23 protein-coding genes and 2 riboswitches are annotated in these 21,101 nt (G+C 46.7%); of the genes, 18 read left to right on the forward strand and 5 right to left on the reverse strand.

The annotated features are described in order from the left end of the window. Nucleotides 1–314 precede the first annotated feature (314 nt). The 7 genes from BUA14_RS18905 (at nucleotide 315) to BUA14_RS18935 (ending at nucleotide 7,143) form a co-directional block, all read left to right on the forward strand. Nucleotides 315–1,160 carry an Mrp/NBP35 family ATP-binding protein gene (locus tag BUA14_RS18905; protein WP_072774015.1) on the forward strand — a complete coding sequence of 282 codons (846 nt, stop codon included), beginning with the start codon at nucleotides 315–317 and terminating at the stop codon, nucleotides 1,158–1,160. 62 nt (nucleotides 1,161–1,222) lie between these two features. Beyond that, a complete protein-coding gene (locus BUA14_RS18910) occupies nucleotides 1,223–2,509 on the forward strand; it encodes an adenosylhomocysteinase (RefSeq protein WP_072774016.1) in 1,287 nt (428 codons plus the stop codon). Between the two features lie 191 nt (nucleotides 2,510–2,700). Then, nucleotides 2,701–3,600, forward strand: coding sequence for an AAA-type ATPase lid domain-containing protein (locus BUA14_RS18915; RefSeq protein WP_072774017.1), 900 nt, complete (start codon nucleotides 2,701–2,703; stop codon nucleotides 3,598–3,600). Between the two features lie 35 nt (nucleotides 3,601–3,635). Then, nucleotides 3,636–4,289, forward strand: a complete 654-nt coding sequence (locus BUA14_RS18920; RefSeq protein ID WP_072774018.1) for a GNAT family N-acetyltransferase — start codon at nucleotides 3,636–3,638, stop codon at nucleotides 4,287–4,289. Beyond that, a complete protein-coding gene (locus BUA14_RS18925; protein WP_072774019.1) occupies nucleotides 4,249–4,848 on the forward strand; it encodes an HD domain-containing protein in 600 nt (199 codons plus the stop codon). The genes BUA14_RS18920 and BUA14_RS18925 overlap by 41 nt, the downstream gene beginning before the upstream one ends. A gap of 49 nt (nucleotides 4,849–4,897) precedes the next feature. Continuing rightward, entirely contained in the window at nucleotides 4,898–5,140 is a 243-nt protein-coding gene (locus BUA14_RS28300; protein ID WP_015944348.1) for a hypothetical protein, read from the forward strand. Between the two features lie 1,050 nt (nucleotides 5,141–6,190). Beyond that, nucleotides 6,191–6,327, forward strand: a riboswitch (cyclic di-AMP (ydaO/yuaA leader). A 3-nt stretch (nucleotides 6,328–6,330) separates the two neighbouring features. Continuing rightward, nucleotides 6,331–7,143, forward strand: coding sequence for a C40 family peptidase (locus tag BUA14_RS18935; RefSeq protein WP_072774020.1), 813 nt, complete (start codon nucleotides 6,331–6,333; stop codon nucleotides 7,141–7,143). 198 nt (nucleotides 7,144–7,341) lie between these two features. Here BUA14_RS18935 and BUA14_RS28050 read toward each other — a convergent pair whose 3' ends face one another. Together BUA14_RS28050 and uvrC are read right to left on the reverse strand one after the other, a co-directional pair. Continuing rightward, nucleotides 7,342–7,497: a hypothetical protein gene (locus tag BUA14_RS28050; protein ID WP_178371742.1), complete on the reverse strand. Its 156-nt coding sequence runs from the start codon at nucleotides 7,495–7,497 to the stop codon at nucleotides 7,342–7,344. Beyond that, nucleotides 7,487–9,310, reverse strand: a complete 1,824-nt coding sequence (gene uvrC / locus BUA14_RS18940; protein WP_178371743.1) for an excinuclease ABC subunit UvrC — start codon at nucleotides 9,308–9,310, stop codon at nucleotides 7,487–7,489. Before uvrC ends, BUA14_RS28050 begins: the two co-directional genes overlap by 11 nt. Before the next feature lie 101 nt (nucleotides 9,311–9,411). On the opposite strand from uvrC, the gene BUA14_RS18945 reads away from it, so the two are divergent. Beyond that, the gene (locus BUA14_RS18945) at nucleotides 9,412–9,966 is read left to right on the forward strand and encodes a hypothetical protein (protein ID WP_072774022.1); all 555 of its coding nucleotides are present in this window, start codon (nucleotides 9,412–9,414) and stop codon (nucleotides 9,964–9,966) included. 41 nt (nucleotides 9,967–10,007) lie between these two features. Here BUA14_RS18945 and BUA14_RS18950 read toward each other — a convergent pair whose 3' ends face one another. Next, on the reverse strand, nucleotides 10,008–10,451 hold the full coding sequence (locus tag BUA14_RS18950) for a DMT family transporter (protein WP_072774023.1): 444 nt from the start codon (nucleotides 10,449–10,451) through the stop codon (nucleotides 10,008–10,010). 129 nt (nucleotides 10,452–10,580) lie between these two features. On the opposite strand from BUA14_RS18950, the gene BUA14_RS18955 reads away from it, so the two are divergent. The 8 genes from BUA14_RS18955 (at nucleotide 10,581) to BUA14_RS18990 (ending at nucleotide 18,486) form a co-directional block, all read left to right on the forward strand. Next, nucleotides 10,581–10,952, forward strand: a complete 372-nt coding sequence (locus BUA14_RS18955; RefSeq protein ID WP_072774024.1) for a hypothetical protein — start codon at nucleotides 10,581–10,583, stop codon at nucleotides 10,950–10,952. 296 nt (nucleotides 10,953–11,248) lie between these two features. Further along, nucleotides 11,249–12,514 carry an MFS transporter gene (locus BUA14_RS18960; protein ID WP_072774025.1) on the forward strand — a complete coding sequence of 422 codons (1,266 nt, stop codon included), beginning with the start codon at nucleotides 11,249–11,251 and terminating at the stop codon, nucleotides 12,512–12,514. Continuing rightward, nucleotides 12,483–12,986 (forward strand): metallophosphoesterase family protein, encoded by a 504-nt coding sequence (locus BUA14_RS18965; protein WP_084078719.1) that lies wholly within the window; start codon nucleotides 12,483–12,485, stop codon nucleotides 12,984–12,986. The genes BUA14_RS18960 and BUA14_RS18965 overlap by 32 nt, the downstream gene beginning before the upstream one ends. 97 nt (nucleotides 12,987–13,083) lie before the next feature. Then, the gene (locus tag BUA14_RS18970) at nucleotides 13,084–15,033 is read left to right on the forward strand and encodes a hypothetical protein (RefSeq protein ID WP_072774027.1); all 1,950 of its coding nucleotides are present in this window, start codon (nucleotides 13,084–13,086) and stop codon (nucleotides 15,031–15,033) included. Beyond that, complete coding sequence (locus tag BUA14_RS18975; RefSeq protein WP_072774028.1) at nucleotides 15,030–15,296, forward strand: EscU/YscU/HrcU family type III secretion system export apparatus switch protein; 267 nt, start codon at nucleotides 15,030–15,032, stop codon at nucleotides 15,294–15,296. The genes BUA14_RS18970 and BUA14_RS18975 overlap by 4 nt, the downstream gene beginning before the upstream one ends. A gap of 292 nt (nucleotides 15,297–15,588) precedes the next feature. Then, a riboswitch (molybdenum cofactor riboswitch) is annotated at nucleotides 15,589–15,722 on the forward strand. Nucleotides 15,723–15,877: 155 nt separating this feature from the next. Further along, nucleotides 15,878–17,011, forward strand: coding sequence for an ABC transporter substrate-binding protein (locus tag BUA14_RS18980; protein WP_072774029.1), 1,134 nt, complete (start codon nucleotides 15,878–15,880; stop codon nucleotides 17,009–17,011). A gap of 18 nt (nucleotides 17,012–17,029) precedes the next feature. Next, nucleotides 17,030–18,064 carry a biotin synthase BioB gene (locus tag BUA14_RS18985; RefSeq protein WP_178371744.1) on the forward strand — a complete coding sequence of 345 codons (1,035 nt, stop codon included), beginning with the start codon at nucleotides 17,030–17,032 and terminating at the stop codon, nucleotides 18,062–18,064. A gap of 35 nt (nucleotides 18,065–18,099) precedes the next feature. Beyond that, nucleotides 18,100–18,486, forward strand: a complete 387-nt coding sequence (locus BUA14_RS18990; protein WP_072774031.1) for a hypothetical protein — start codon at nucleotides 18,100–18,102, stop codon at nucleotides 18,484–18,486. 95 nt (nucleotides 18,487–18,581) lie between these two features. Here the strand turns inward: BUA14_RS18990 and BUA14_RS18995 are convergent, their stop codons facing one another. Further along, a complete protein-coding gene (locus BUA14_RS18995; protein ID WP_005811969.1) occupies nucleotides 18,582–18,896 on the reverse strand; it encodes a hypothetical protein in 315 nt (104 codons plus the stop codon). A gap of 227 nt (nucleotides 18,897–19,123) precedes the next feature. Here BUA14_RS18995 and BUA14_RS19000 point away from each other — a divergent pair, with 227 nt between their 5' ends. Then, the gene (locus BUA14_RS19000) at nucleotides 19,124–19,387 is read left to right on the forward strand and encodes an antibiotic biosynthesis monooxygenase (RefSeq protein ID WP_072774032.1); all 264 of its coding nucleotides are present in this window, start codon (nucleotides 19,124–19,126) and stop codon (nucleotides 19,385–19,387) included. 212 nt (nucleotides 19,388–19,599) lie between these two features. Next, nucleotides 19,600–20,235: a hypothetical protein gene (locus BUA14_RS19005; RefSeq protein WP_242954695.1), complete on the forward strand. Its 636-nt coding sequence runs from the start codon at nucleotides 19,600–19,602 to the stop codon at nucleotides 20,233–20,235. An 86-nt stretch (nucleotides 20,236–20,321) separates the two neighbouring features. Here the strand turns inward: BUA14_RS19005 and BUA14_RS19010 are convergent, their stop codons facing one another. Next, complete coding sequence (locus tag BUA14_RS19010; protein WP_072774034.1) at nucleotides 20,322–20,969, reverse strand: hypothetical protein; 648 nt, start codon at nucleotides 20,967–20,969, stop codon at nucleotides 20,322–20,324. Nucleotides 20,970–21,101: the final 132 nt, after the last annotated feature.

Raw genomic sequence — 21,101 nt, forward strand, 5'->3', positions numbered from 1 at the left:
CACAAAAGCGAAACGGATTTAGCGGAGGGGCGGTCAGATCAACGAAGCTTTCTTAACTTAGCGGAGCCACGGTTCACATCAGGTATTACCCTGAGGTTTGGCGTAGCTGTTAAGAAAGCGAGTTGACCAGCCCTGGAGCTATGGAGTGAGCGTTGTGCGTAAAGCTACGCGACCCGGACAATCGGACAACTCGGACAACCAAGCGCGCCCTCCGCCGATGCGCCCCCATAGGCACAAACACCCGCCCCAAAATCTATGCTATAAAAGAACTCAGCTCTACACGCTGACTCGCAGAAAGAAAGGAAGAAAAGATCATGAGTGACGCCTGCGGCTCCTGCCCATCGGCAAGTTCCTGTACTACGGGAAGCTGCCCTTCTACACAACCGGAGAAAACCAAAGCACAACAAGCCAGCAATATCAAAAATGTCATCGCGGTCATGAGCGGCAAAGGGGGAGTAGGGAAATCCTCCGTTACCTCCATGCTGGCGGTGAGTTTAATGCGTCAAGGCTTTAAAGTGGGGATTTTAGATGCGGATATAACCGGACCCAGCATTCCGAGAATTTTCGGACTGAGGGATAAGGCCAATATGAATGAAGTGGGGGTTATTCCCGGTGAAACCCCCCATGGAATTAAGGTGATGTCCCTCAATCTCATGATTCCTAACGAAGATGATCCGGTGATCTGGCGTGGTTCCATCATTACCCAGCTGGTGCAGCAGTTCTGGACGGATGTCGTTTGGGGAGAGCTGGATTATCTGCTCATTGATTTGCCGCCAGGAACAGGAGATGTCCCCATTACCGTCATGCAATCCTTGCCCGTATCCGGTGTGGTCATCGTAACCAGCCCTCAACAACTGGCGGGGATGATTGTGCGTAAGGCTATCAATATGGTCAAGAAATACGATGCAACGATCTATGGCTTGGTAGAAAATATGGCCTATGTCGCCTGCCCTCAGTGTGAGGAGCGGATTGAGATATTCGGAAAACCCCATGGGGAAGCAGAAGCTGCTCAAAATGAGATTCCCTATCTGGGCCAATTGCCCATTGATCCGGTCTTGGCCACCATGTCGGATCTGGGCAAGATAGAGGATTATGAATCCGCTGACTTTACGCAAATTGCCAAAAATTTGGCTGAAGTTATACAGGAAAAGCAAAAGTAAAAGCAGAAAAAGAAAAGCAAAACCCAAAAAAGCAAAACTAAAAAGAAGAGGTAAAATTAAAATTGAAAGAGGGGGTGACCTGGCTTAGCCAGGACAATATGGAATCAACGATTCGGGACATCGGATTGGCACCGCAAGGACAATTAAAAATCGATTGGGTGCAAGCCCATATGCCGGTTCTCAACACCTTAAGAGAAGAGTTTGAGAAAACCCTGCCTTTTCAAGGCAAAAAAGTCACCATTTGCCTGCATTTGGAAGCCAAGACGGCTTATCTGGCCAAAGTGATTCAAGCCGGGGGAGCAGAAGTGACCGTGGCAGCCAGCAACCCTTTATCCACCCAGGATGATGTGGTGGCTGCGTTGGTAGCCGGCGGTGTCCAAGCCCACGCCTGGTATGGCGCTACCGATGAAGAGTACCACCAGCATCTGCACAAGGCTTTGGATTTTGAGCCGGATTATATTATTGATGATGGGGGAGATTTGGTATCCACCCTGCACAAGGAGCGCCGGGAGCTGCTGCCTAAGGTCCTGGGCGGTGCTGAAGAGACCACGACAGGCATCCTCAGACTGCGCGCCATGGAGAAAAACGGGGAATTGGCCTTCCCCATGATGGCGGTCAATGATGCTGAGATGAAATACCTTTTTGACAATCGCTATGGCACAGGCCAATCGGTCTGGGATGGGATCATGCGCACTACTAATCTGGTGGTGGCCGGCAAGACCGTTTGTGTAGTAGGCTATGGCTGGTGTGGCAAAGGTGTGGCTCTGCGTGCCAAAGGCTTAGGTGCCCGGGTAATTATCTGTGAAGTCAATCCTATTAAAGCCAATGAAGCTTGGATGGACGGCTTCGAAGTAATGCCCATGCTGGCTGCCGCTCCTTTAGGCGATTTCTTCGTCACAGTAACAGGAAATAAGAATGTCATCTCAAGTGAGCACTTCCAGGTCATGAAGGATGGAGCAATCCTCGCCAATGCCGGTCACTTCGATGTGGAGGTCAATAAAGTTCAGTTGGCGGCCATGGCCCAAAGTTGTCGTGAGGTCCGCCGCAATATTGAAGAATATCTGCTTCAGGATGGGCGCAAGATCTATCTCCTGGCAGAAGGACGCTTGGTCAATTTGGCGGCAGGAGACGGTCATCCCGCCGAAGTGATGGACATGACCTTCGCTTTGCAGGCCTTGGCCCTGCATTATCTTGCTACAGTAAAAGCCCCCCTGGAGCCAAAAGTTTACTCTGTCCCGACGGAGATGGATAGGAGAGTGGCTGAGTTAAAATTAAAAACCTTAGGTTTAAGCATCGATCAATTGTCTGAGGAGCAAGAACGCTACCTCGCCAGTTGGCAGCATAGTTAAGAAAGAGCCCTTTAAAAACAATTCAGTATTCAGGTCCTGATGATCAACAGTCATGAGGGCCTTTTTGTCGTTTAAAAACATTGTAAAAGAGTGAAAAATATCTTTTGTTCTATTCTGTTGTAGTATACAATAGAAACAATACATTGTATTAGTATCAGATAAGTCTTGGGTGATTGTAGGGGGGGATAGATATGCCGATGTTTCTCGTTAGTTCCTTGAGCCAGGATATCATCGGAGAGAGCAAAGGGCTGCGACAGGCCGTTGAGGGATGTCGAAAAGCTGCTAAAGAAAGTGACCCGGTTATGTTTCAGGGTGAGGTCAGCACGGGTAAACTACTTTTAGCCGGCTTTCTGCATAAAGAGAGTAAACACTCCCGGCAGCCCTTGCTTGTGGTGGATTGCATTAAGGACGAGGACATGATTCGCGAAATACTTGCTCCCGGTTCTGAGTGCAAGCAGCTGGACCGTTATGAGGGAGGCAGTATTTATTTTCGTGAAGTGGCAACCCTCAGCCTTGAGAAACAGAATCAGCTCTATAGAGCTCTTGAAAAAATAGAAAAGAGAAAAATCAGAGCATTTCTGAGCTCATCTCAAAATATTCATTTAATGAGAATGGAAAAGGCCTTTGATCCCGATCTCTATGATTATGCCAGTCAAGGGGAGATTGCTGTTCCACCCCTACGGCAAAGAAAAGAAGATATTCTTCCCTTAGTCCAGCACTATATCGGAGTATTTAATTTGAAATTAAGAAAGTCTATTCAGGGGCTAACTCCACAAGCAGAAGAAATTCTCTTAGCATATCGTTGGCCGGGGAATGTGGATGAACTAAAGCAGATTATCAACAGAGCCATGCACCTGTCCAACGAATCCCATATCTCCCAGCGTCATCTTAGCGACAATTTGGGAATATCCAAAGAAGATGGCTTCAGCCACGGGGTAATGCCTTTGGAGCGAATGGAGGAAATCCTTTTACGAAGTGCTTTGGAGCGCTATGGATTTACACTGGAAGGAAAGAAAAGAGCGGCAAGAGCTCTTAACATTTCCTTAGCAACACTGTACAATAAGCTTAAGCGGTATAATCTTAATCCATAACCAACCATACCAAGGTTGCGTAAGGAGGATACAGGGTGAAACAGACCTTTCCGACCCACAAGGGGGAGCTTATTGTTGAAGGGCCGGTTACGGCAGAGAGCTTAAGTCTATTGAGTTTTGACGATGATTTGAGGGCATTCCGCCCTCCGAAGCGCCAAAAAGAAGCCTTGATTGAAATCAGTGAAATTCCTGATGGCCGCATTATTATTGCCCGAATCGAGAATGATATTATGGGCTATGTAACCTTTCATCCCCCGGATTGTTTTGAGCGGTGGGCTAAAGGCCCTCCGGAACTTTTGGAATTAGGGGCCATCGAGGTTTCCCCAAAAGTCCGGGGGCTTGGGGTGGGGAAAAAACTGCTGCAAGTCGCTTTTTCCGATCCCGCCATGGAGAATCATGTCGTCATAGCTACAGAGTATTATTGGCACTGGGATTTGGAAAGGACAGGGCTGCGGGTTTGGGAGTACCGTGAAGTGATGGACCGCCTTATGTCAAGCGCAGGTTTGCACATAAGGGAGACGGATGATGAGGAGATATGTTCCCATCCGGCCAATATGCTTACAGTACGCTATGGTAAAAACCTTTCCCAAAGCAGTATCGATCATTTTGAAAAGATTTTGTACGCAAATTCCGATCGGGGGGATTGCCTTGCCGGAAACGAATCAAGACCCTCTAAGCCAGGTAATTAACGCTGTGCAGGGAATTTATGGCCGTAAAGATCAGGCTCATGATCTGGAACATGCTCTCCGGGTCAGAGCATGGGGCAAGCAGATTGGGATACAGGAGGGTGCCGATCTATTGATTGTGGAGCTGGCAGCTATTCTTCATGATATTGGCCGTTCCGGAACCTTATCGAAAACCCATGCTGAGAGCGGCGCGGCCTTGGCCGGTGGCATCCTGCATAAATGCGGATACCCGGAAGACACCATTGACGCTGTTAAAGCTGCTGTCCTTTCTCACTCGCGGGAAGGCTATGAACCGGAAACCTTGGAAGCAAAGATTCTTTATGATGCCGATAAATTAGATTTTGTAGGTCCGATGGGGATTGCCAGGCTTTTTGTCTGGTTGGGAAAAGAAGGAAAACCTTTTTTCGGGCCGGATTCCTGTGAATCCTTTTACCGTGAAAGGATTCGCCACTACCATGAGCATATCCACACCCAGACTGCGCGGGTGCTTTTTGAACCGCTCTTTTTGTATTCCGAGAATTTTTGGTCCGAGCTGGAGAAAATGAGGCTTAAAAAAAACTAAGCTGGTTAAACTATGGATATATCTTTTTTGAGGAAAGGAAGTATATCCATTGCGCTGGTTGGGACGTATTTTAATCATTTTCATTTTACTTATGGCTGCCAAAGGCTTATTTGCTCCGGAACAGCCACAAGCCTATATTTCCGCACCGCGAACACAGGTTTTATTGGAGGAAATCCACTGGCGGTCTGTTCAGATCCAACAAGCGGCACGGGACTTGCCCGGAAGTATCGAAGTAATGCTGCGAAAAATCTTTTCTGACGGAAAACCTGCATCTGAAGCCAAATCAGTTTGATAAAACACCATTGATTTTGCCGGTATTGCTTTAATAAGCCAAAAAGAGAGCGCAAAGCTCTCTTTTTCAATTTGCTGCTTCTTTTCATTCATTATCAAAGGCAATCGAGAATATGAATAGGCAAAGGTCGTTTTAAAAATTGTTCGTTTCAGTGTACAATAATCGATGTAATCTTCTTTGAGCTAGGGTGCGCTATTCTAGTGCGTAAAATGACTGTCGAAGGCGGGCCTAAGAATCCGCTAAGGGCATACCGATGAAGTTCCTGGTGGTGGCTTTCGACGCCCAGTCGAGGGTTGCTGCTGGGAGTTAAGGATGAGGGGGATCTGCAATGGCATGCGGGCGATACCCTCTTCCGTGGAGGCCTAAGTTCGTGGCTGCTTTTGGTTACGGCTTGGGGTATGAACCTGCATTAGGAAGGAACTTAGTGCAGTGTAGCCTGCCTTGAGGTGGAGAAGTTGGGAGGGCTGAAGGAACTTCTGTTCATTGGCCGATGAACTTAAGTTTGCCTGAAATTCTTTTCTGCAAAAGAGGCTAGACCGTCACGGAGCGTGAAGGAAAACTTCTAGAGCGAAAACTAATGAGGATTAAAGTGCGTTCTTAGTGGCGATCAAGTGCTGGAAATGGTGACATTCTGGACTGAGGAAAAAGGGAAACCGCCTGTCAGGAAACTGCAGGAGCTCAGTGGGAAAACCTACTTGACCTATGGCGCAATATTTATTCGTTGGTGTCCTAAGGCTCAAAGAGCAGCACCTCTCGTGAGAGAGGTGTTTTTACGTTTATGCACTTTCAGAAGTATAAGCTTGCGCTGTATACTTGCTAAGCATAAGGGGAACCAGCGACTTCGCCTTTTGTGGGCGTGAAAACATAAAGCTCGGCGAAGCAACAAGTGCGAAAGCAGTGCTTTCGGGGTTTTCTTTAACCTTTTCTTTAGGCACAAAAAGCAGATGAGTGAATAGTCTGATATTAATAGAATAAATTTCCAAAATATATCACTTTTATAATTAATTGTGTGAAGGATTAAAGGCATTTTCCGCGAATACTACAATGCATAAGGAATGTGGGCTGAATCCGGACCGTGTGTCTGGAACGGGGGATAATCTTTTGGGGTGAATCGCAGTCATGCGTAGGGCTTGCACCTTTTTGCCCGAATCCGTCAACTAACCTCGTAAGCGACGAAAGGTGGAAAATTCATGGACTCTTCCTTTAAGAGGGGATGGGTGGCCAGTGTGGTGTTATCCGGCACCTTATTGGTAAGCAGCCTCCCGGGCATCTATGGGCCTGGAAGTGCCGCTGTGCCTGTTACAGGCTCCGAATCTGTTCTCTTAAGGAACGCTTCATTGTTTCAGGCTCAAACTCAAACTGTTGCCGATACGGTACTCTCCCCTGGGGTTCAAGCAGAAAAAAAGGATGTGATCCTGCAACGTGAAGCAGCAATGACCTTAGCTTACGCTTCGGAATCTGTAGCTGCCGATATGGATAGTCAGAGGGAATCACAGCAATTTACAGAAGCGGCTCAGGAAGATACCGTGACTACCCCTGAAGAAACGACGGCAGCGATGGACATCGAAAAGCTTTCCCAAGAGCGGGCTTTGAGACAAGCTGCAGTGGCTCCTGTCCAGGAAATCTCTCGTGGCGGCAGTTCCAAAGCTGAAGAAATCAGCGACAATGCCCAAGAGCTGATCGGTACCCCCTATGTGTTTGGCGGGACGACTACGAATGGCTTTGATTGCTCCGGTTTTACTCAATATGTATTAAAAGGTTCAGGAATTGACTTGCCCCGAACCTCATACGCACAATATGGAATAGGAACAGCAGTCAGCAAAGATGAGCTTCAGATCGGTGATTTGGTCTTCTTCGCCACTTACGACAGCGGAGCCTCCCACGTGGGAATCTATATAGGTGAAGACAACTTTATTCATGCCGCCAGCAGTGGCATTAAGATCACCGGCTTATCGGACAGTTATTACGCTGGTCGTTACCTTGGGGCCAGAAGAGTTTTCTAGTTCATAGGCTTGTCAATAGGGACAAAGGAACATAATGGGGAATAGACTAAAGGAGTATCGCCTCATTGCTTTTTTAAAGCAGTGAGTGATACTCCTTTTTAGCTCTCCCAGCTCTGTTTCCGTCTGCTAAATTATGCTATGACCATCCTTTCGGATCGGAAGCAAATTACCAACCGGTTGGTAATTTGGCTTTAATCGTCAATAAGGCAGCCAGGGCACCGGCAGATAGCTCTTGCATTCCCCTCCGGGCTCCGCCGATGTCTGGTTGTGGATATAGAGGTCCGTCTTGGCACATTGCTTCATCCGCTTATAGTAGCATTGGCGGCAGAGTTCCACACGGTAATTAAGAATCATGGCTTTCCTCCTTATGAGAGTTGAAATGTTGATAGACCGCCGCAGCTGCCAGGGCAGGAAGGCCGGATTGCTGCAGTTCCTCAAGGGTGGCCTGGCGGATACTATCTATGGATTTAAAAAACTTAAGGAGCTGTTGTCTGCGCTTGGGACCGACCCCTGCTATGCCGTCCAATTCGGAAAGGGTCATGCTTTTAGTCCGTTGCTGTCTATGGAAGGTAATAGCGAAGCGATGGACCTCGTTTTGAATGCGTTCCAACAAACGAAAACCGGCGGAACGGCGATCCAAGGAGTGAATGCGGTCCTTAGAGTCGATTAAGGCCGAAGTCTGGTGCTTGTCGTTTTTGACCATACCGGCAACAGGGATCGCAGCTTTTAAGCTGTGGAGAGCAGCCAGGGCGGCATGGATCTGTCCCTTGCCCCCATCCACCAGGATCAGATCCGGGAGCGGCAGGTTTTCTTGCTGGAGGCGGGCATAACGGCGCTCAATCACCTGGTGCATGGAGGCCGTATCGTCCATATTCGGCATGGGTTGAATCTTAAATTTGCGATACTGGCTACGATTAGGTTTGCCATCAAGAAACTGAATCATTCCTGCTACACTATGGGTACCGGCAATATTGGAAATATCAAAGGACTCGATGGTGCGGAGGGAAGGGATGCCTAAGGCATTGCCGATTTCCGCCAAAGCTTGCGTGCATTCCGTCAAGTTGCGTATTTCGATGGAAATCTGTTCGTGTAAGGTGGTTTGAGCATTTTCCATAGCCATTTGCACCAAATCCCGCTTTTGTCCCTTTTGCGGCACTACCATAGGGAAGAGCTTTGCCAAAACACTGATATCCAGCGGGGGCAGGAGAATTTCCTGAGGAAGAGCAGAACTCTCTGTGTAGAACTGAGCCAGAAAAGAGACAAAAGCTTCTTCCGGCTCCTCATAATAAGGGAAAATGAAATTATCGCGGGAGAGCAGCTTGCCCTGACGCAAATAAAAGATCTGGATACAGAGTTGATCTTGAGTATAAGCATAGCCCACCACATCCCGATCGACAAAGTCGTTTAAGGTGATGTTCTGCTTTTCGCCTACTTTTTTGAGATCCTCCATCAGGTCCCGGTATTCTTTGGCTCTCTCGAATTCCAGATTTTCTGAGGCCTCTTTCATTTTTTTCTCCAGGGCTTTAAGAATTGCTCCCTGATCTCCTTTAAGAAAAGCGGCCGTTTCTTTACGGATTTTGTCATAGGATTCTTTGGGGACGTCTACCTGACAGGGTCCTAAGCATTGCCCAAGATGGTAATAGAGACAGGGCTTGTTGGGGATCTGCCGGCATTTGCGAAAAGGGAAGAGACGGTTGAGCAGTCGGGCCGCTTCTTTAGCCGCTGTAGCATTAGGGTAGGGACCATAGTATTTTCCTGCCCCTTTTTTGACCTGTCGTGTTACCAGTATCCGCGGATGTGCTTCATCAGTAATGGTTATAAAAGGATAAGTTTTATCATCGCGCAATAAAATGTTATATTTGGGGTTATGTTTTTTAATCAGATTGCACTCTAAGAGTAATGCTTCTACCTCGGAATCGGTAATAATCGTTTCAAAATCCGCAATCAGGCTGATCATCAACTGGGTTTTGCCATTATGGGATCCCGTAAAATAGGAGCGGACTCTGTTTTTGAGAACCTTCGCTTTCCCTACATATATAATTTGGCCGGATGCATCTTTCATCAGATAGACACCCGGTTTATCCGGTAGTAAGCTAAGTTTTTCCCGAAGTATCTCCATATTTGAACACCTCGGTATTATTCTAGTCGGAGATGGCCGGTAATGCAAGCTAACTTTAATGACCGCTCCCCCTCGGGGACAAACATATCGGACATCGTTCATTCGTATAATTAGTAATAAGGTCATGGATAAGAAAAGGAGGGATACATATGCCGAATTCTTGGGGGCGGCCTCCGCGGAATGAACTATGGCAGGATATACAGGCTTTGGCCTTTTGGGTACTCATTATTGGCGTAGGAGCGTTTATTCTTTTCCCCAATTTTTTTAGTGATGTTTATTCACGCCTTACTGATCCCGTGAGCAAGTTGGCGGACACAACCGTCGGAACCTATGATCCCGGTTATGACGGATATGTTGCGGACGATCCTTACTCCATAGATCCTTACACAAATACAACCTCCAACTATCTCTATTCGGCGGGGAATACCTACGGTTCTTCGTCTACATCACTTTACCTTGGCAATGAAGTCGCCAACGGCTATTGGGTGCTTTTTGTGGCAGATGGAGATTTTAAACAGTTTTCCGTGACCAGCGAGGGGTATGCTTTTCTTCTGCGTTTAATTGAAAGGGATCAAACGGGAGAAGGAAAAAATACACTTATTTTAGCTGCTAACGGTCAGATTCGGAAGTTTACCGTAACCAATGAAATCTACCAGATCGTAACCAATATGGCAGCTATTGAGACGCGGGCGAAAGCAGGATGAGAGTACGGAGACACCATAGGGTGGATTATTTAAAGGGTGGATCAACTAAAGAGGAGCTTTGCGCCGGCGGCAAAGAACAATAACCCAAGAAATTGCCAAGGATTCCAGGCAAGACGTTCCGCGCCGAAAAGGCCCAGATGATCGATGATGAGTGCAGCTCCTACCTGGCCGATAATGATCGCTGTGGTCGCATTGCATACGCCAATCTTGGGAATGCTTAAGGCGACCAAGCCGACAATCACAACACTAAGAATACCGCCAAGATAAAGATACCAAGGAATGGATAACCAATTATACTCCAAGAGGGGGACTCTGGCGACCATTACGGCAATCAGTGCGAGCACGGTTCCAATGATGTGTACAACCAAAGTGGCGGCTAAAATCGAAGTTTTTTGATAAAGTTGAGAATTCAAAGTGCCTTGAATGGCCATTGTAATGCCGGAAATAGCGGCGATAACGGCCGGTAGCGATAAAAATTTGTTCATGCAAACCTCCAAAATTAAATTTTGATGGAAATGGTCATCTTCACCAAGTTCGACAAGAAGTAGTTCGTATTTCAAACTGAGCTGAAGGGGAAAATGAAATTGTAAAGAAAAATGAAAAGAGGTGGCGTCGTGGAAATCGACTATAATTTGGTACAACGGGCCCAGATGCTGCTTACTCTTGATCACCCTCTTTCTCAAGTGAGAGATATTTTACTTAGAGAGGGATATCCTCAAGAACAAGTGATAGAACTGATCGATGCCACTGAAGAAGTGCTTAACTATTTAATCCCTCCGGAATATGATGAAAATAAAATAGGGATTGATATTTTGCATCCCGGTGAAGCGACAGAGGGAAGAAAGCCCGGAGTCGATATCCTAATCGATAAACATACGGGGAAATTAAGCTTAATCACTCCCCAATATCAAGAGACCTGGAAGGTCGCCAATGAAGTGCGGAAAGCGATTAAAAAGCAACAATCCGTAGGCAGATATTATCACTAGATTTCCCTCCAAGGGCGGGCCAAAAGCTGCGCCTTTTTCTCACTGTCAGAAAGTATAAGCTTGCGCCATACTTTCTAAGCATAAGTGCAACAGCGGCTTTGCCTTATTTGCAAGCATACTTTAAGGTTCGGTGAAGCCGGGTTTTCTTTATTAGTTAAATGTTATTGTTTTCTGCAACACCTTAAATTATGTTATAATTTTTGTTAAAGATATCTTTTTTTGTTAAAAGGCTCCTTGGGCATTTGTGGCGATGCTTTATTTGATTGAAATATAATTAAGATTAACCGAGGTTCGACATGGCAAGCTTACATAGGAATAATTCTTTATATCGGGCATTTCCAGCACTCAGTCATCCTCCATTCCGCTGGTTTTGGGGTGGACAGATTATTTCGCTGATTGGGACATGGACCCAAAATATCGGCCAGGCCTGGTTGGTCCTGCAGCTGACAAATTCACCGTTTTTGCTGGGGTTGGTGGCCGCTATGCAGTTTGTACCGACCATGCTGTTCTCCCTGCAAGCCGGAGCTTGGATCGATCATTTGCCGAAACGCAAAGTACTGATTGCCACCCAGATGGTGATGATGCTGCTGGCCTTTACCTTAGCTTTTTTGGTAGGTTCGGGTTCCCTCCGCTACTGGATGCTTCTTGTGATGGCCTTCATCCTGGGCGTGTCCAACACAGTGGATGTCCCCACCCGCCAATCCTTTATTATTGAATTGGTAGGAAGAGAGCACTTAGCCAATGCCATCGCCCTAAATTCGGCGATCTTTAATGGTGCCCGTTTAGTTGGCCCTGCTATTGCTGGATTGATTATGGGAATCTGGGGACCCATGTGGTGTTTCTTGATTAATGGCTTGAGCTTTATCGGTGTTTTGGCAATTTTAATTTTTGTTCCTGCCATTCCTCATCAGGAAAAGGTCACTCCTAAACAAGAAACCTTGAGGAAAGATATACTCAATGGCTTGAACTATATCAGAAAAACACCCTCCATTCTGATCGTCATGATGATGATGGGTTTTTTGAGCATCATTGCTATGAATTTTAATGTACTGATCCCGGTCCTGGCCAAAATTGATTTACATGCAGAAGCCTTAGGATATGGACTTCTGATGAGCGCTTTAGGATTGGGTGCCCTCATCGGTGCGTTAACTGTGACTATAAGCAGTGCGGGAGGACCACAACCCCGCCTGCTCTTGGTAGGGGGCTTTGGACTAGGGATTTTTAATGTGGTGGTAGGATTCCAGAACACTTATTTTTTCAGTGCTTTTTTCTTAGCCTTTCTCGGTTGCTCCATGATTATTTTTTCAGCTTCAGCTAATTCATTAATCCAGATTACAGTGGACGGTCAATATCGGGGAAGAGTCATGAGTGTTTATAATCTGGTTTTTGGAGGTATGATTCCCATAGGAAGCCTTTACGCCGGGACATTATCCGATTTATGGGGAGCGAGGATGACCTTTATCATCAGTGGAACTATTACCTTACTGTTTATGAGTGGGATCGTTTTTTGGCTAAGGCATTATCGAAAGGATGAAGGTCATGAGAATAGCAGTTTTGTCTGATACCCATTTAAGGGGTGGTCAGGCCTTGCCGAAATGGGTATGGGAACAATGTGAGGTCGCAGACCTCATTATTCACGCCGGAGATGTGGGGTGCCCAAGCCTCCTGAGCGACTTGGGGCAGATTGCTCCTTTGGAAGCAGTTCAGGGTAATTGTGATGGATGGGAGTTAGCACAATTACCCCATCACAAGATCATCACCTGTGGAGAGATTAGGATCGGAGTGACTCATGGCGCTTATGGGCCGGGGCGTTCTACTCCCGAGAGGGCTTTGCGGACCTTTGATCAGGATAAAGTGGAGCTGATAATTTTTGGACACAGTCATATTCCTTACCAGGAAAAGCAAGGGGAGATCCTCTTGTTTAATCCAGGTTCGCCCACAGATAAGCGAAGGCAGCCTCAGTATTCCATGGGGATGATTTGGATTGAGGGCAAAATCATCAAAGCCCAGCATATTTATTCTTCAGTCAGATGAAATGATGAGCTAAGCCAATGCCTGCAAGTTTCCGATATAATACCTAGGGGGAATTCAACTTCGGGAAAGACTAATTCATTGGGGAGTGGGATAATTCGTGGAACTGCAAGGTCTAGGGTCAATTAATCTACCACTGAAAAATCAAAGCATTCAACCTGGTCAGAGATTTCTTATCGAAGTAATCCATAGAGATCCCAGCGGAAAAGCCCAGATTCGCATCGGAGGGCAGGTTATCCCGGCTTTGCTGGAGACCTCCGCTCAGCCTGGAGAGAAATTTTTGGCAACAGTGCAAAGGATCGATGCAAGTGGTATCGTACTTGCACGGGATAAAAGTATCATTGGGGATAAAGCCGCTCTGTTAGATCCTCAAGGAATAGAGCGCTTGTATATTGAGTTTGGACAAAACAAAGAAAATTCACTATCGAATTTGTTACGGCAAATTCTCAGTGATGGTAAGGCTACGCCGGTACCCGGTGATGGCAAAGGTACACCGGTACCCAGTGATGGAAAAGGTACGCCAGTGCCCAGCGATGGAAAAGGTACGCCAGTGCCCAGTGATGGGAAGGGCACGCCGGTGCCCGGTGATGGAAAAGGTACGCCAGTGCCCAGCGATGGAAAGGGTGCGCTAGTGCCCAGTGATGGGAAGGGCACATCGGTACCCAGTGATGGGAAGGGCACGCCGGTACCCAGTGATGGGAAGGGTGCGCCGGTGCCCAGCGATGGAAAAGGTACGCCAGTGCCCAGTGATGGAAAAGGTACGCCAGTGCCCAGTGATGGGAAGGGAACGCCGGTGCCCGGTGATGGAAAGGGAACGCCGGTGCCCGGTGATGGAAAGGGTACGCCGGTGTCCAGTGATGGAAAAGGTATGCCAGTGCCCAGCGATGGAAAGGGTGCGCTAGTGCCCAACGATGGGAAGGGTACGCTAGTGCCCAGCGATGGGAAGGGTGCGTCGGTACCCAGTGATGGGAAGGGCACGCCGGTACCCAGTGATGGGAAGGGTGCGCCGGTGCCCAGCGATGGAAAAGGTACGCCAGTGCCCAGTGATGGGAAGGGAACGCCGGTGCCCAGCGATGGAAAAGGTACGCTAGTGCCTGGTGATGGAAAAGGTACACCGGTACCCCTTGATGGAAAGGGTACGCCAGCACCTAGTGATGGAAAGAGTACGCCGATACCCAGTGATGGCAAGGGTGCGTCGGTAGCCAATGATGGCAAGAGTACGCCGGTACCCAATGATGGGAAGAGTTCCCCCGTACTCAATGAGGCAAAGGTCGTACAGTTAAGCGAAGGTAAAAACCTGAATGCCCCGGGTGGTGTTCAAAATGATTCTGATGCTGAGAGAATAGGCCTTACAAGCAAAGAACTTATTGCTTCGTTTGTAAACAACACTGTCCCGCAATGGTCCAGTTTAAGCAAAGATGGTTTTATGCAGCTCTTTCTCCTCTTTCGGGGGCTGGGTTTGGACTATGAACGCAGGCTTAAGAATTTAGACAGCTCTAAGGATCCTGAAAAGAGTAATTTACAGGCAGAGCTGAAGAGGAGTCTTAAAGGAATTCTTCTCTCCTTACTTACAAGAGGTGGCGCCAATGGTGATGAGAAATCCCTTGCCACTAACCTTCTTGAGCGCTTAACCGGACAGCAGATCCTCTTGCAGGGTGGGAATTCCGAAGCGCCCTTTTATCTTATGGAAATCCCTCTTCAAGCTGAAGGAGAACTCTATAATCAGACCTTAGCCATTAAGGCCTCTCGAAAAGGTAACAAACTGGACTTGGATCATTGCCGCCTGGCCCTTCATGCCGAGACCCCCACCTTAGGCGAACTGGGCTTGGAAGGGTGGATCTATGAAGCCCAACTAACCCTTAAGGTATTTAGCGATAATCCGGAGCGTTTGCAGTCTTTGGTCGAAGAAAATTTTGCCCACACCCGTGAAATTTTTAATCAGATGGGAATGAGCTTGCATCCTATCACGGTGGGACAGCTTGAGACAGCCGATGAATTCCATCGTTTTCTTAAAGGAGAGCTGCGTGAGGGGGTGGATTATCAAGTATGAGAGAGAAAGCCGCTGCTCTGGCCTATGATCAAAGCGGTGCCCCTAAAGTGGTTGCTAAAGGCACTGGAGAAGTTGCTCGCAAAATTATTGAACAAGCCATCGAATATGGAATCCCCATCCAAAAGGATGAGGTTCTTGTGGAAACCCTCATGAGAGTGGAGTATGGTGAAGAAATTCCGCCACAACTCTACCAAGTTGTGGCCGAACTGTTAGCGTTTGTTTACCGTCTGGATAAACTTGCCAAAGATCGTACCAAAAGTTGAGGATATGAAGCATAAGGGCATACCATCAGTTTGTAATTCTGATGGTATGCCCTTATATTTCATGAATTGAAAATTAGCATAGTCTCTTGAAAAATGATGAAAAACAATATAATGCAACATAAATAAAAATGAATGTATTTTCAATTAAGCTATTTATATTTAAATTCTTTTGTGTTATCTTATGTTATATCCGCTTGAGAGGTTGAGATGATTGTTTCTAAAATAAGATCAGAAACAGTCAGGCGTAAATCCAACATAGTTGTGTCAGTGTGATATTCGTTATAAAAATACAATATTCGATGGTTTCCGAGCCCTTTCATCTAAAAGAATTTCTCATGAGGGAAGGGCCTGAGCAAATCGCTCACGGGGTCAGTCAGGAAACAAGCTGACCTTCACTGGATGAAAAGGAAACAGAAAAGCAGATTGAGTTCTGTTTTTCTTGTTGCTTATTTTTATCGGGGTGGTTTGCTTGGAAAAGGCAAGCCGCTTTTTTTATTGTCGATTGACCTACGGTATCAATGCATAAGCAATGATATAAACCATGTCATCACATTAGTCTATTAAAAGAAGGGGAAAAGAACATGAAGAAAATTAAGAAAAAAATTGTGGCCTCATTTTTGTCAATAACCATGATCCTGGGATTGCTGGCCGGTTGCGGCAGCCCCGGGCAAACTCAAACCGGTGATAATCCGGCCCAAGGACAGGCTCAGTCGGAATATCGGGAGGTAACGGACCTGGCCGGCAATACAGTAAAAGTTCCTGCTCAGCTCAAATCGGTGGCAATTACCTCCTGGAAGGGTGCCTTTGAGATTTTCGTGCTTTTAGGGCATAAAGATCTGGTGACAAGTATGGCTGATACGACCAGATATGGCTGGCTCCGGGAAATTTATCCGGAACTGGCCCAATTACCGAATTACGGTTCTTTCGATGATGTCAATGTCGAAGAATTAGTTAAGGCCCAGCCAGATATCATCTTCTCGCCGGAAGCGGCAGCAAAGGCCAATGCGCAGATGCAATCCCTGAATTTGCCTGTTTATGTAGACGGAGTCACCTCTAAAGGAGATCCCTATGAAGGCAATGAGCAGGAACTGCTGGCGATAGCCGATCTGCTGGGTGAGAAAGAAAAGGCCCTGGCTTATCAGGCCTGGGAGAAAAAATGGCTGGATCTGGTTGCTGAGCGGGTGAAGGATATTCCGGATGCCGAGCGCAAGACTGTATTATGCCTGCGCAACACCACTACAGAAGTGTTTAATGAAATGAATATCTTAGGCCTGAGTGTCAGCCTGGCCGGCGGAATCAATGTTGCTAAAGATGCTTTTTCCGATAAGTTCTATAATACAGTGGACGCAGAAAAGCTGGTCGGCTGGAATCCCGATCTGATCTTCCAATATGCCGTCGCTTCCACCGGAGAAGAGCTAAAGCCCCGTTATCAGGAAATGAGCAGCGATAAGCGTTTTACCGGCATAACAGCTCTGAAAAACGGCGATTTCTACATTATGCCTCACGGTATCTCACTTTGGGGTGGCAAACTGGAGAATGCTTTAGGTGTTCTGACTCTGGCTAAAACCATGTATCCGGACTTATTTAAAGACATCAACATCAAAGAAGCTGCTCAGGATTTTTATGCCCAGTTTATGAACTATGAGATGAAAGATTCTGACTGGGACATCATGGTGAACAATGCTGATGGCGCCAAGACCTTAGCGTTGGATTAAATGGGGGGTGACTGGATTTTGAACTTTCATGACGTTCTTGACAGTGTTCTGAAGCGTCCCGTAACCCGGGAGGAGGCCTTGTTCCTGTTTCAAAACACTGAGACGGAAGAGAAGCGGAACAGCTTGTTTGCCGCAGCCAGAGCTGTTCGCAAAGCAGAAACCGGGGATGTGTATCACTTTACCGGCGGGATCGCCAGTGTCTTGCCTTGCCGGCTTCGGCCCCTCTGTAATTATTGTCCCTATTGGCGGAAAAAAGATCAAAATCCCCTGCCGGTGGAAGCGATTGTGGCGGGAGCCCGGTATTTTCGCAGGGAAGGGGTAAAAAAGTTTCACCTCAGCGGTGGAACAACTCTGGGAAGCGAAGGCCAAGAAGTCCTGGAGATCGTCCGCAGCATCTATGAAGCAGGTTTGACGGATATGAAAATCAACGTTAACTGCGGTGCCGCCATGAGTGTGGAGACCATGGAACAATTAAAAGCATGGGGCGTCGACAGTATTGGTGCCGTATTTGAAATCACCAACCGGGAAGTTTTTCGGAAGGTGAAGCCCGGAGACGATTTTGACAAGAAGATGCAATTTGCCTGGGATATTCAAAAAGCGGGACTGGCAATGGGTTCAGGGATCATGGCCGGATTAGGGCCTAAGGAGACCCGCTATGAAGATTATGTTAACAGCTTATTTGATATTGCTCAGTTTCCCCATTTAGCCAGTGTGTATATTTCAAAATTCACTCCAGATCCGGCAATCCCCATGCATGACTGGGAAGCGTGTTCTGTTGAGGAGGCGGCACGCCTGGTAGCGATTGCCCGCTTGCTTTATCGCTCCCTTAATGTAACAACAGCGGCCGGCTGGACGGAACAAGAGCAGAATCAGGGGATTCGGGCCGGGGCCGGTAACTCCTTATTTGCACTGGCCGTCAATCTAAAAGTGGATTATTGGCAAGGTACTCGTCAGCAAGCATCCTTTAGTGAGGATAATATTGAATACCGTGACAGCAGGCCGGCTAAGCGGGCCATGGCTGAGCAATGCGGAATCACCATCGCCGAAGGTTGAGTTTTTCGCTTACAGGCATGAAAGGAGCAACTCCTATGTCGATCGAAAATTGTGCACAACCCTGCCGAACCTGTGCAACACGTTGCCATAGACAGTATGGCGATTATCCAACCAGGGAAGAGGCCCTGGAATTGCTTTTTAAAGAGCCGTCATTGGAGTTGAAAACCGAATATGTTGCTCTGGAAGAGGCCTTGGGCCGAATCACCGCCGAGGATGTATTTTCAGCTTTTAATGTACCTAACAGCGACACAGCCACGCATGATGGGTTTGCCATCGGCATTGCTTCGGCCTCCGGCAAAAGCAATGTTTTGGAAAAAGGAGAATATATTCGCTTAAAGTTTATGGACTATGCTATTAAAGCCGATGATCTGAAAATGATTGCTCCTAATTTTGATGGCGCAAAAACATTCGGACTTTACTAAACCAGTGAGGACAGAAGTGATAAACGCCAGCTAATTCATTTAGAACAATAATAAGGCAGCCGAGATCATGATCCCGGCTGCCTTATTATTGTTCATTAGGCATCGACCTGTTGTTTTTTTAGGTTTAATTGCCGCTTGGCTAAGACGGCAGCTACTTGCTCCGTATCGCCAAGTTGGACTCCGTTAAGACGCCACTCCCGGAATATCTGCCAAAATTGCTGTTCGGAAATACGCCGGGTATAGCGCTCAGATTCATCATCATATGGCCAAAAAACATCAACCCAAAGGGTTCCCCGATTGGTAAGTACGAGTACAAAATGATTTAATTCGGGGATTGGGGACTCAGTATTGCGCATGAGGATATGGGATCGACCGTTCGGGAAGTCTGTTTTTAGATAAACTAACTTCATCAGGATCCTCCTTGTCACACATTGATGCGATTCACAATTCAAGTATAGCATTTTAAGAAGCAAAAAACGATGACTGTAAGAATTTTCTTCGCCATGATCGAAAAGCCTTACAGAATAGTCTATGTAACACAAGGAAAAAAAGTGAAGCGCTCATAATTATTGCATGATTGATAAAGGGTTGGGATAGAATAAAAAGCAAATAAAATGTTCGCTCAGGAGGTACCAGCATGCTTACTATCGTTCATACTTTTGATGCACCCGATCGTGATCGGTTATTATCGGATATTCGCAGCGGTCTGGACACGTTAGAGCAGGTGGGCGGGTTTAAATACGCCAGCATCAACGAACAAACCAATTCCAATGAGATTATGGTGATGACCAAATGGGATGATCTCAACGCATACGAAAATTGGGCGGCCGGAGTTGGCGAGAACAAAGCCTTTAAGCAGGCTACCCCGCAGATGTTTGATGTCATTGATGAGAGATTTTAAAAGAATGATGTAAGCAAGAGGTTGAAGGCAGAAAAGGAGATAGAGCAGGATCTCCTTTTCTTGTACCTATCAGGGGCGATAGAGTTTATTCTCACAGGGCTAATAAAGCACAAAAATTTTGCGGTGAATTGTTATAAAATTTAAAATATTGTGAGGATTTTTCTTTAGGATTTGTGTATAATAGGGATAGACTCAATAGAGAAACTATGGAGGTGTTAGATTTGAGGGTAGCGTTAGTGGTCAATCCTGTAAAAGAATGCCAAAGCTGTACACAGCGTGATGAGCGGGAAGTATCTGCCCATATTCTTGCCTACCAAATCGCTCACCAGCTCCTGTCAAGTGTACCGGGACAAATTCAAGTGGATGGAAGTCGGCTAATCGTTAATCTCCAGGCACATGACCCCCTCCATTTTGATTTGCGCTCGGGATCTTTATATACAAAAAACTTGAATATCCCCCTTGAACAACGGTACCGTAAGGAAGAAGGCCTTGAGGAATTAGCAAGACAAATAAAGGAAGAGATTCAAATCACTCCCTTGGATACGGAACATCACGTTGACCCCTTGATGACTTTAATTGTCAAGCTCATTGAAATTTACCATGCTCGATGCGGGCTGCATATTTCATCGGTGCAATGTCTGGAAAATAAAACGATCTGGGAAGTCAGATTACATGAGGATGGCCCTAGCGGCTGGATACAAAGTGACGGGGTGCTGCGAAATCGTTTCGGTGAAGAAATGAACGTGTCAGAATGGATGCACTTGCGACCCGAAAAATTAGCCATGTATGTCTTTGGCTTCAATCGATTCTGCCGCCATTTTCCCAGTCCGGTTAAAGCCAACCCTTGATAGTGATTTAAATGATCGATAAAGACAACAAGAAGCCGCTGTCAAGCGAGCTTCTTGTTTTTCGGTGCGTCAAATGGAGTTTTAACCTAGGCGTTGCCAGGTATTTGTTCGGTTTTCTGCTGCATCTTTAAATATTCTTCAAAAGCGGATTGGAGATTCGGATTGGGAATTCCTTGCAGGACGATACTTTGGTTCAATAGGACCCGACTAGGATGATTACCGATGACCTCAATCTGAATAGACGATATATGTAGAGTCTTGAGCTCATTATCAATGAGAAGCTCAAAGGATTTCACCTCAGGAAAGGTTGCTTCCAAAAGGACGACTCCGGCGGGCTCACCGGGTAGATTGCCCGGGATTTCAGCTTTGCTGTCTATTTTGAGTTCGTTCAGATCCTGAGCCGGCTCTATGGCATCGGTAAGGGCAGCAGTGCTTTCTTCAGCTTGTACAAGTGTGGCCTCCTCCTGGGCCAAGGCTTCTCCAGGCTCTGCTTCAGGAATAGAATGGAGATCGCTTAAAACAAAGGAGGCTTCAAGGAGAAGTTTTTGCATGACAGCGATATTCGAATTCCAGGTTAATTCAATGGGCGTTTTTTGTATAGTATCCTCTGGAGAAATGGAGACGATGCTGTAAGTGCCCTCTTTAGTTAAAAAAGGTCTATCGGCGCAGCCGCTCAAAATAAAGAGCAGCAGAATAAGGCACATCAGTGAAGATATCCTGCGAAACTTAATCAAGTTTATTTCCTCCTGAACGCTGCATTAATGTCAATTATTATTAATTCGCTTTAAAAAAGCTAAACCCTTTTTTTGAAGTCCTGCATTGATTCCCCGGGCAAATATGTGTAAAATGACTTTCAGAAAGGGGCT

This window comes from Desulfitobacterium chlororespirans DSM 11544 (assembly GCF_900143285.1).
Classification (GTDB): Bacteria; Bacillota; Desulfitobacteriia; order Desulfitobacteriales; family Desulfitobacteriaceae; genus Desulfitobacterium; species Desulfitobacterium chlororespirans.

Coding starts and splice junctions, on each gene's coding strand:
- BUA14_RS28050 (WP_178371742.1), bottom strand. CDS start 7,497: ATGATTCTTAATTACCGTGTGGAACTCTGCCGCCAATGCTACTATAAG.
- BUA14_RS18905 (WP_072774015.1), top strand. CDS start 315: ATGAGTGACGCCTGCGGCTCCTGCCCATCGGCAAGTTCCTGTACTACG.
- BUA14_RS18990 (WP_072774031.1), top strand. CDS start 18,100: ATGTCGATCGAAAATTGTGCACAACCCTGCCGAACCTGTGCAACACGT.
- BUA14_RS18950 (WP_072774023.1), bottom strand. CDS start 10,451: ATGAACAAATTTTTATCGCTACCGGCCGTTATCGCCGCTATTTCCGGC.
- BUA14_RS18980 (WP_072774029.1), top strand. CDS start 15,878: ATGAAGAAAATTAAGAAAAAAATTGTGGCCTCATTTTTGTCAATAACC.
- BUA14_RS18960 (WP_072774025.1), top strand. CDS start 11,249: ATGGCAAGCTTACATAGGAATAATTCTTTATATCGGGCATTTCCAGCA.
- BUA14_RS19000 (WP_072774032.1), top strand. CDS start 19,124: ATGCTTACTATCGTTCATACTTTTGATGCACCCGATCGTGATCGGTTA.
- BUA14_RS18975 (WP_072774028.1), top strand. CDS start 15,030: ATGAGAGAGAAAGCCGCTGCTCTGGCCTATGATCAAAGCGGTGCCCCT.
- BUA14_RS18965 (WP_084078719.1), top strand. CDS start 12,483: ATGAAGGTCATGAGAATAGCAGTTTTGTCTGATACCCATTTAAGGGGT.
- BUA14_RS18915 (WP_072774017.1), top strand. CDS start 2,701: ATGCCGATGTTTCTCGTTAGTTCCTTGAGCCAGGATATCATCGGAGAG.
- BUA14_RS18945 (WP_072774022.1), top strand. CDS start 9,412: ATGCCGAATTCTTGGGGGCGGCCTCCGCGGAATGAACTATGGCAGGAT.
- BUA14_RS18935 (WP_072774020.1), top strand. CDS start 6,331: ATGGACTCTTCCTTTAAGAGGGGATGGGTGGCCAGTGTGGTGTTATCC.
- BUA14_RS18995 (WP_005811969.1), bottom strand. CDS start 18,896: ATGAAGTTAGTTTATCTAAAAACAGACTTCCCGAACGGTCGATCCCAT.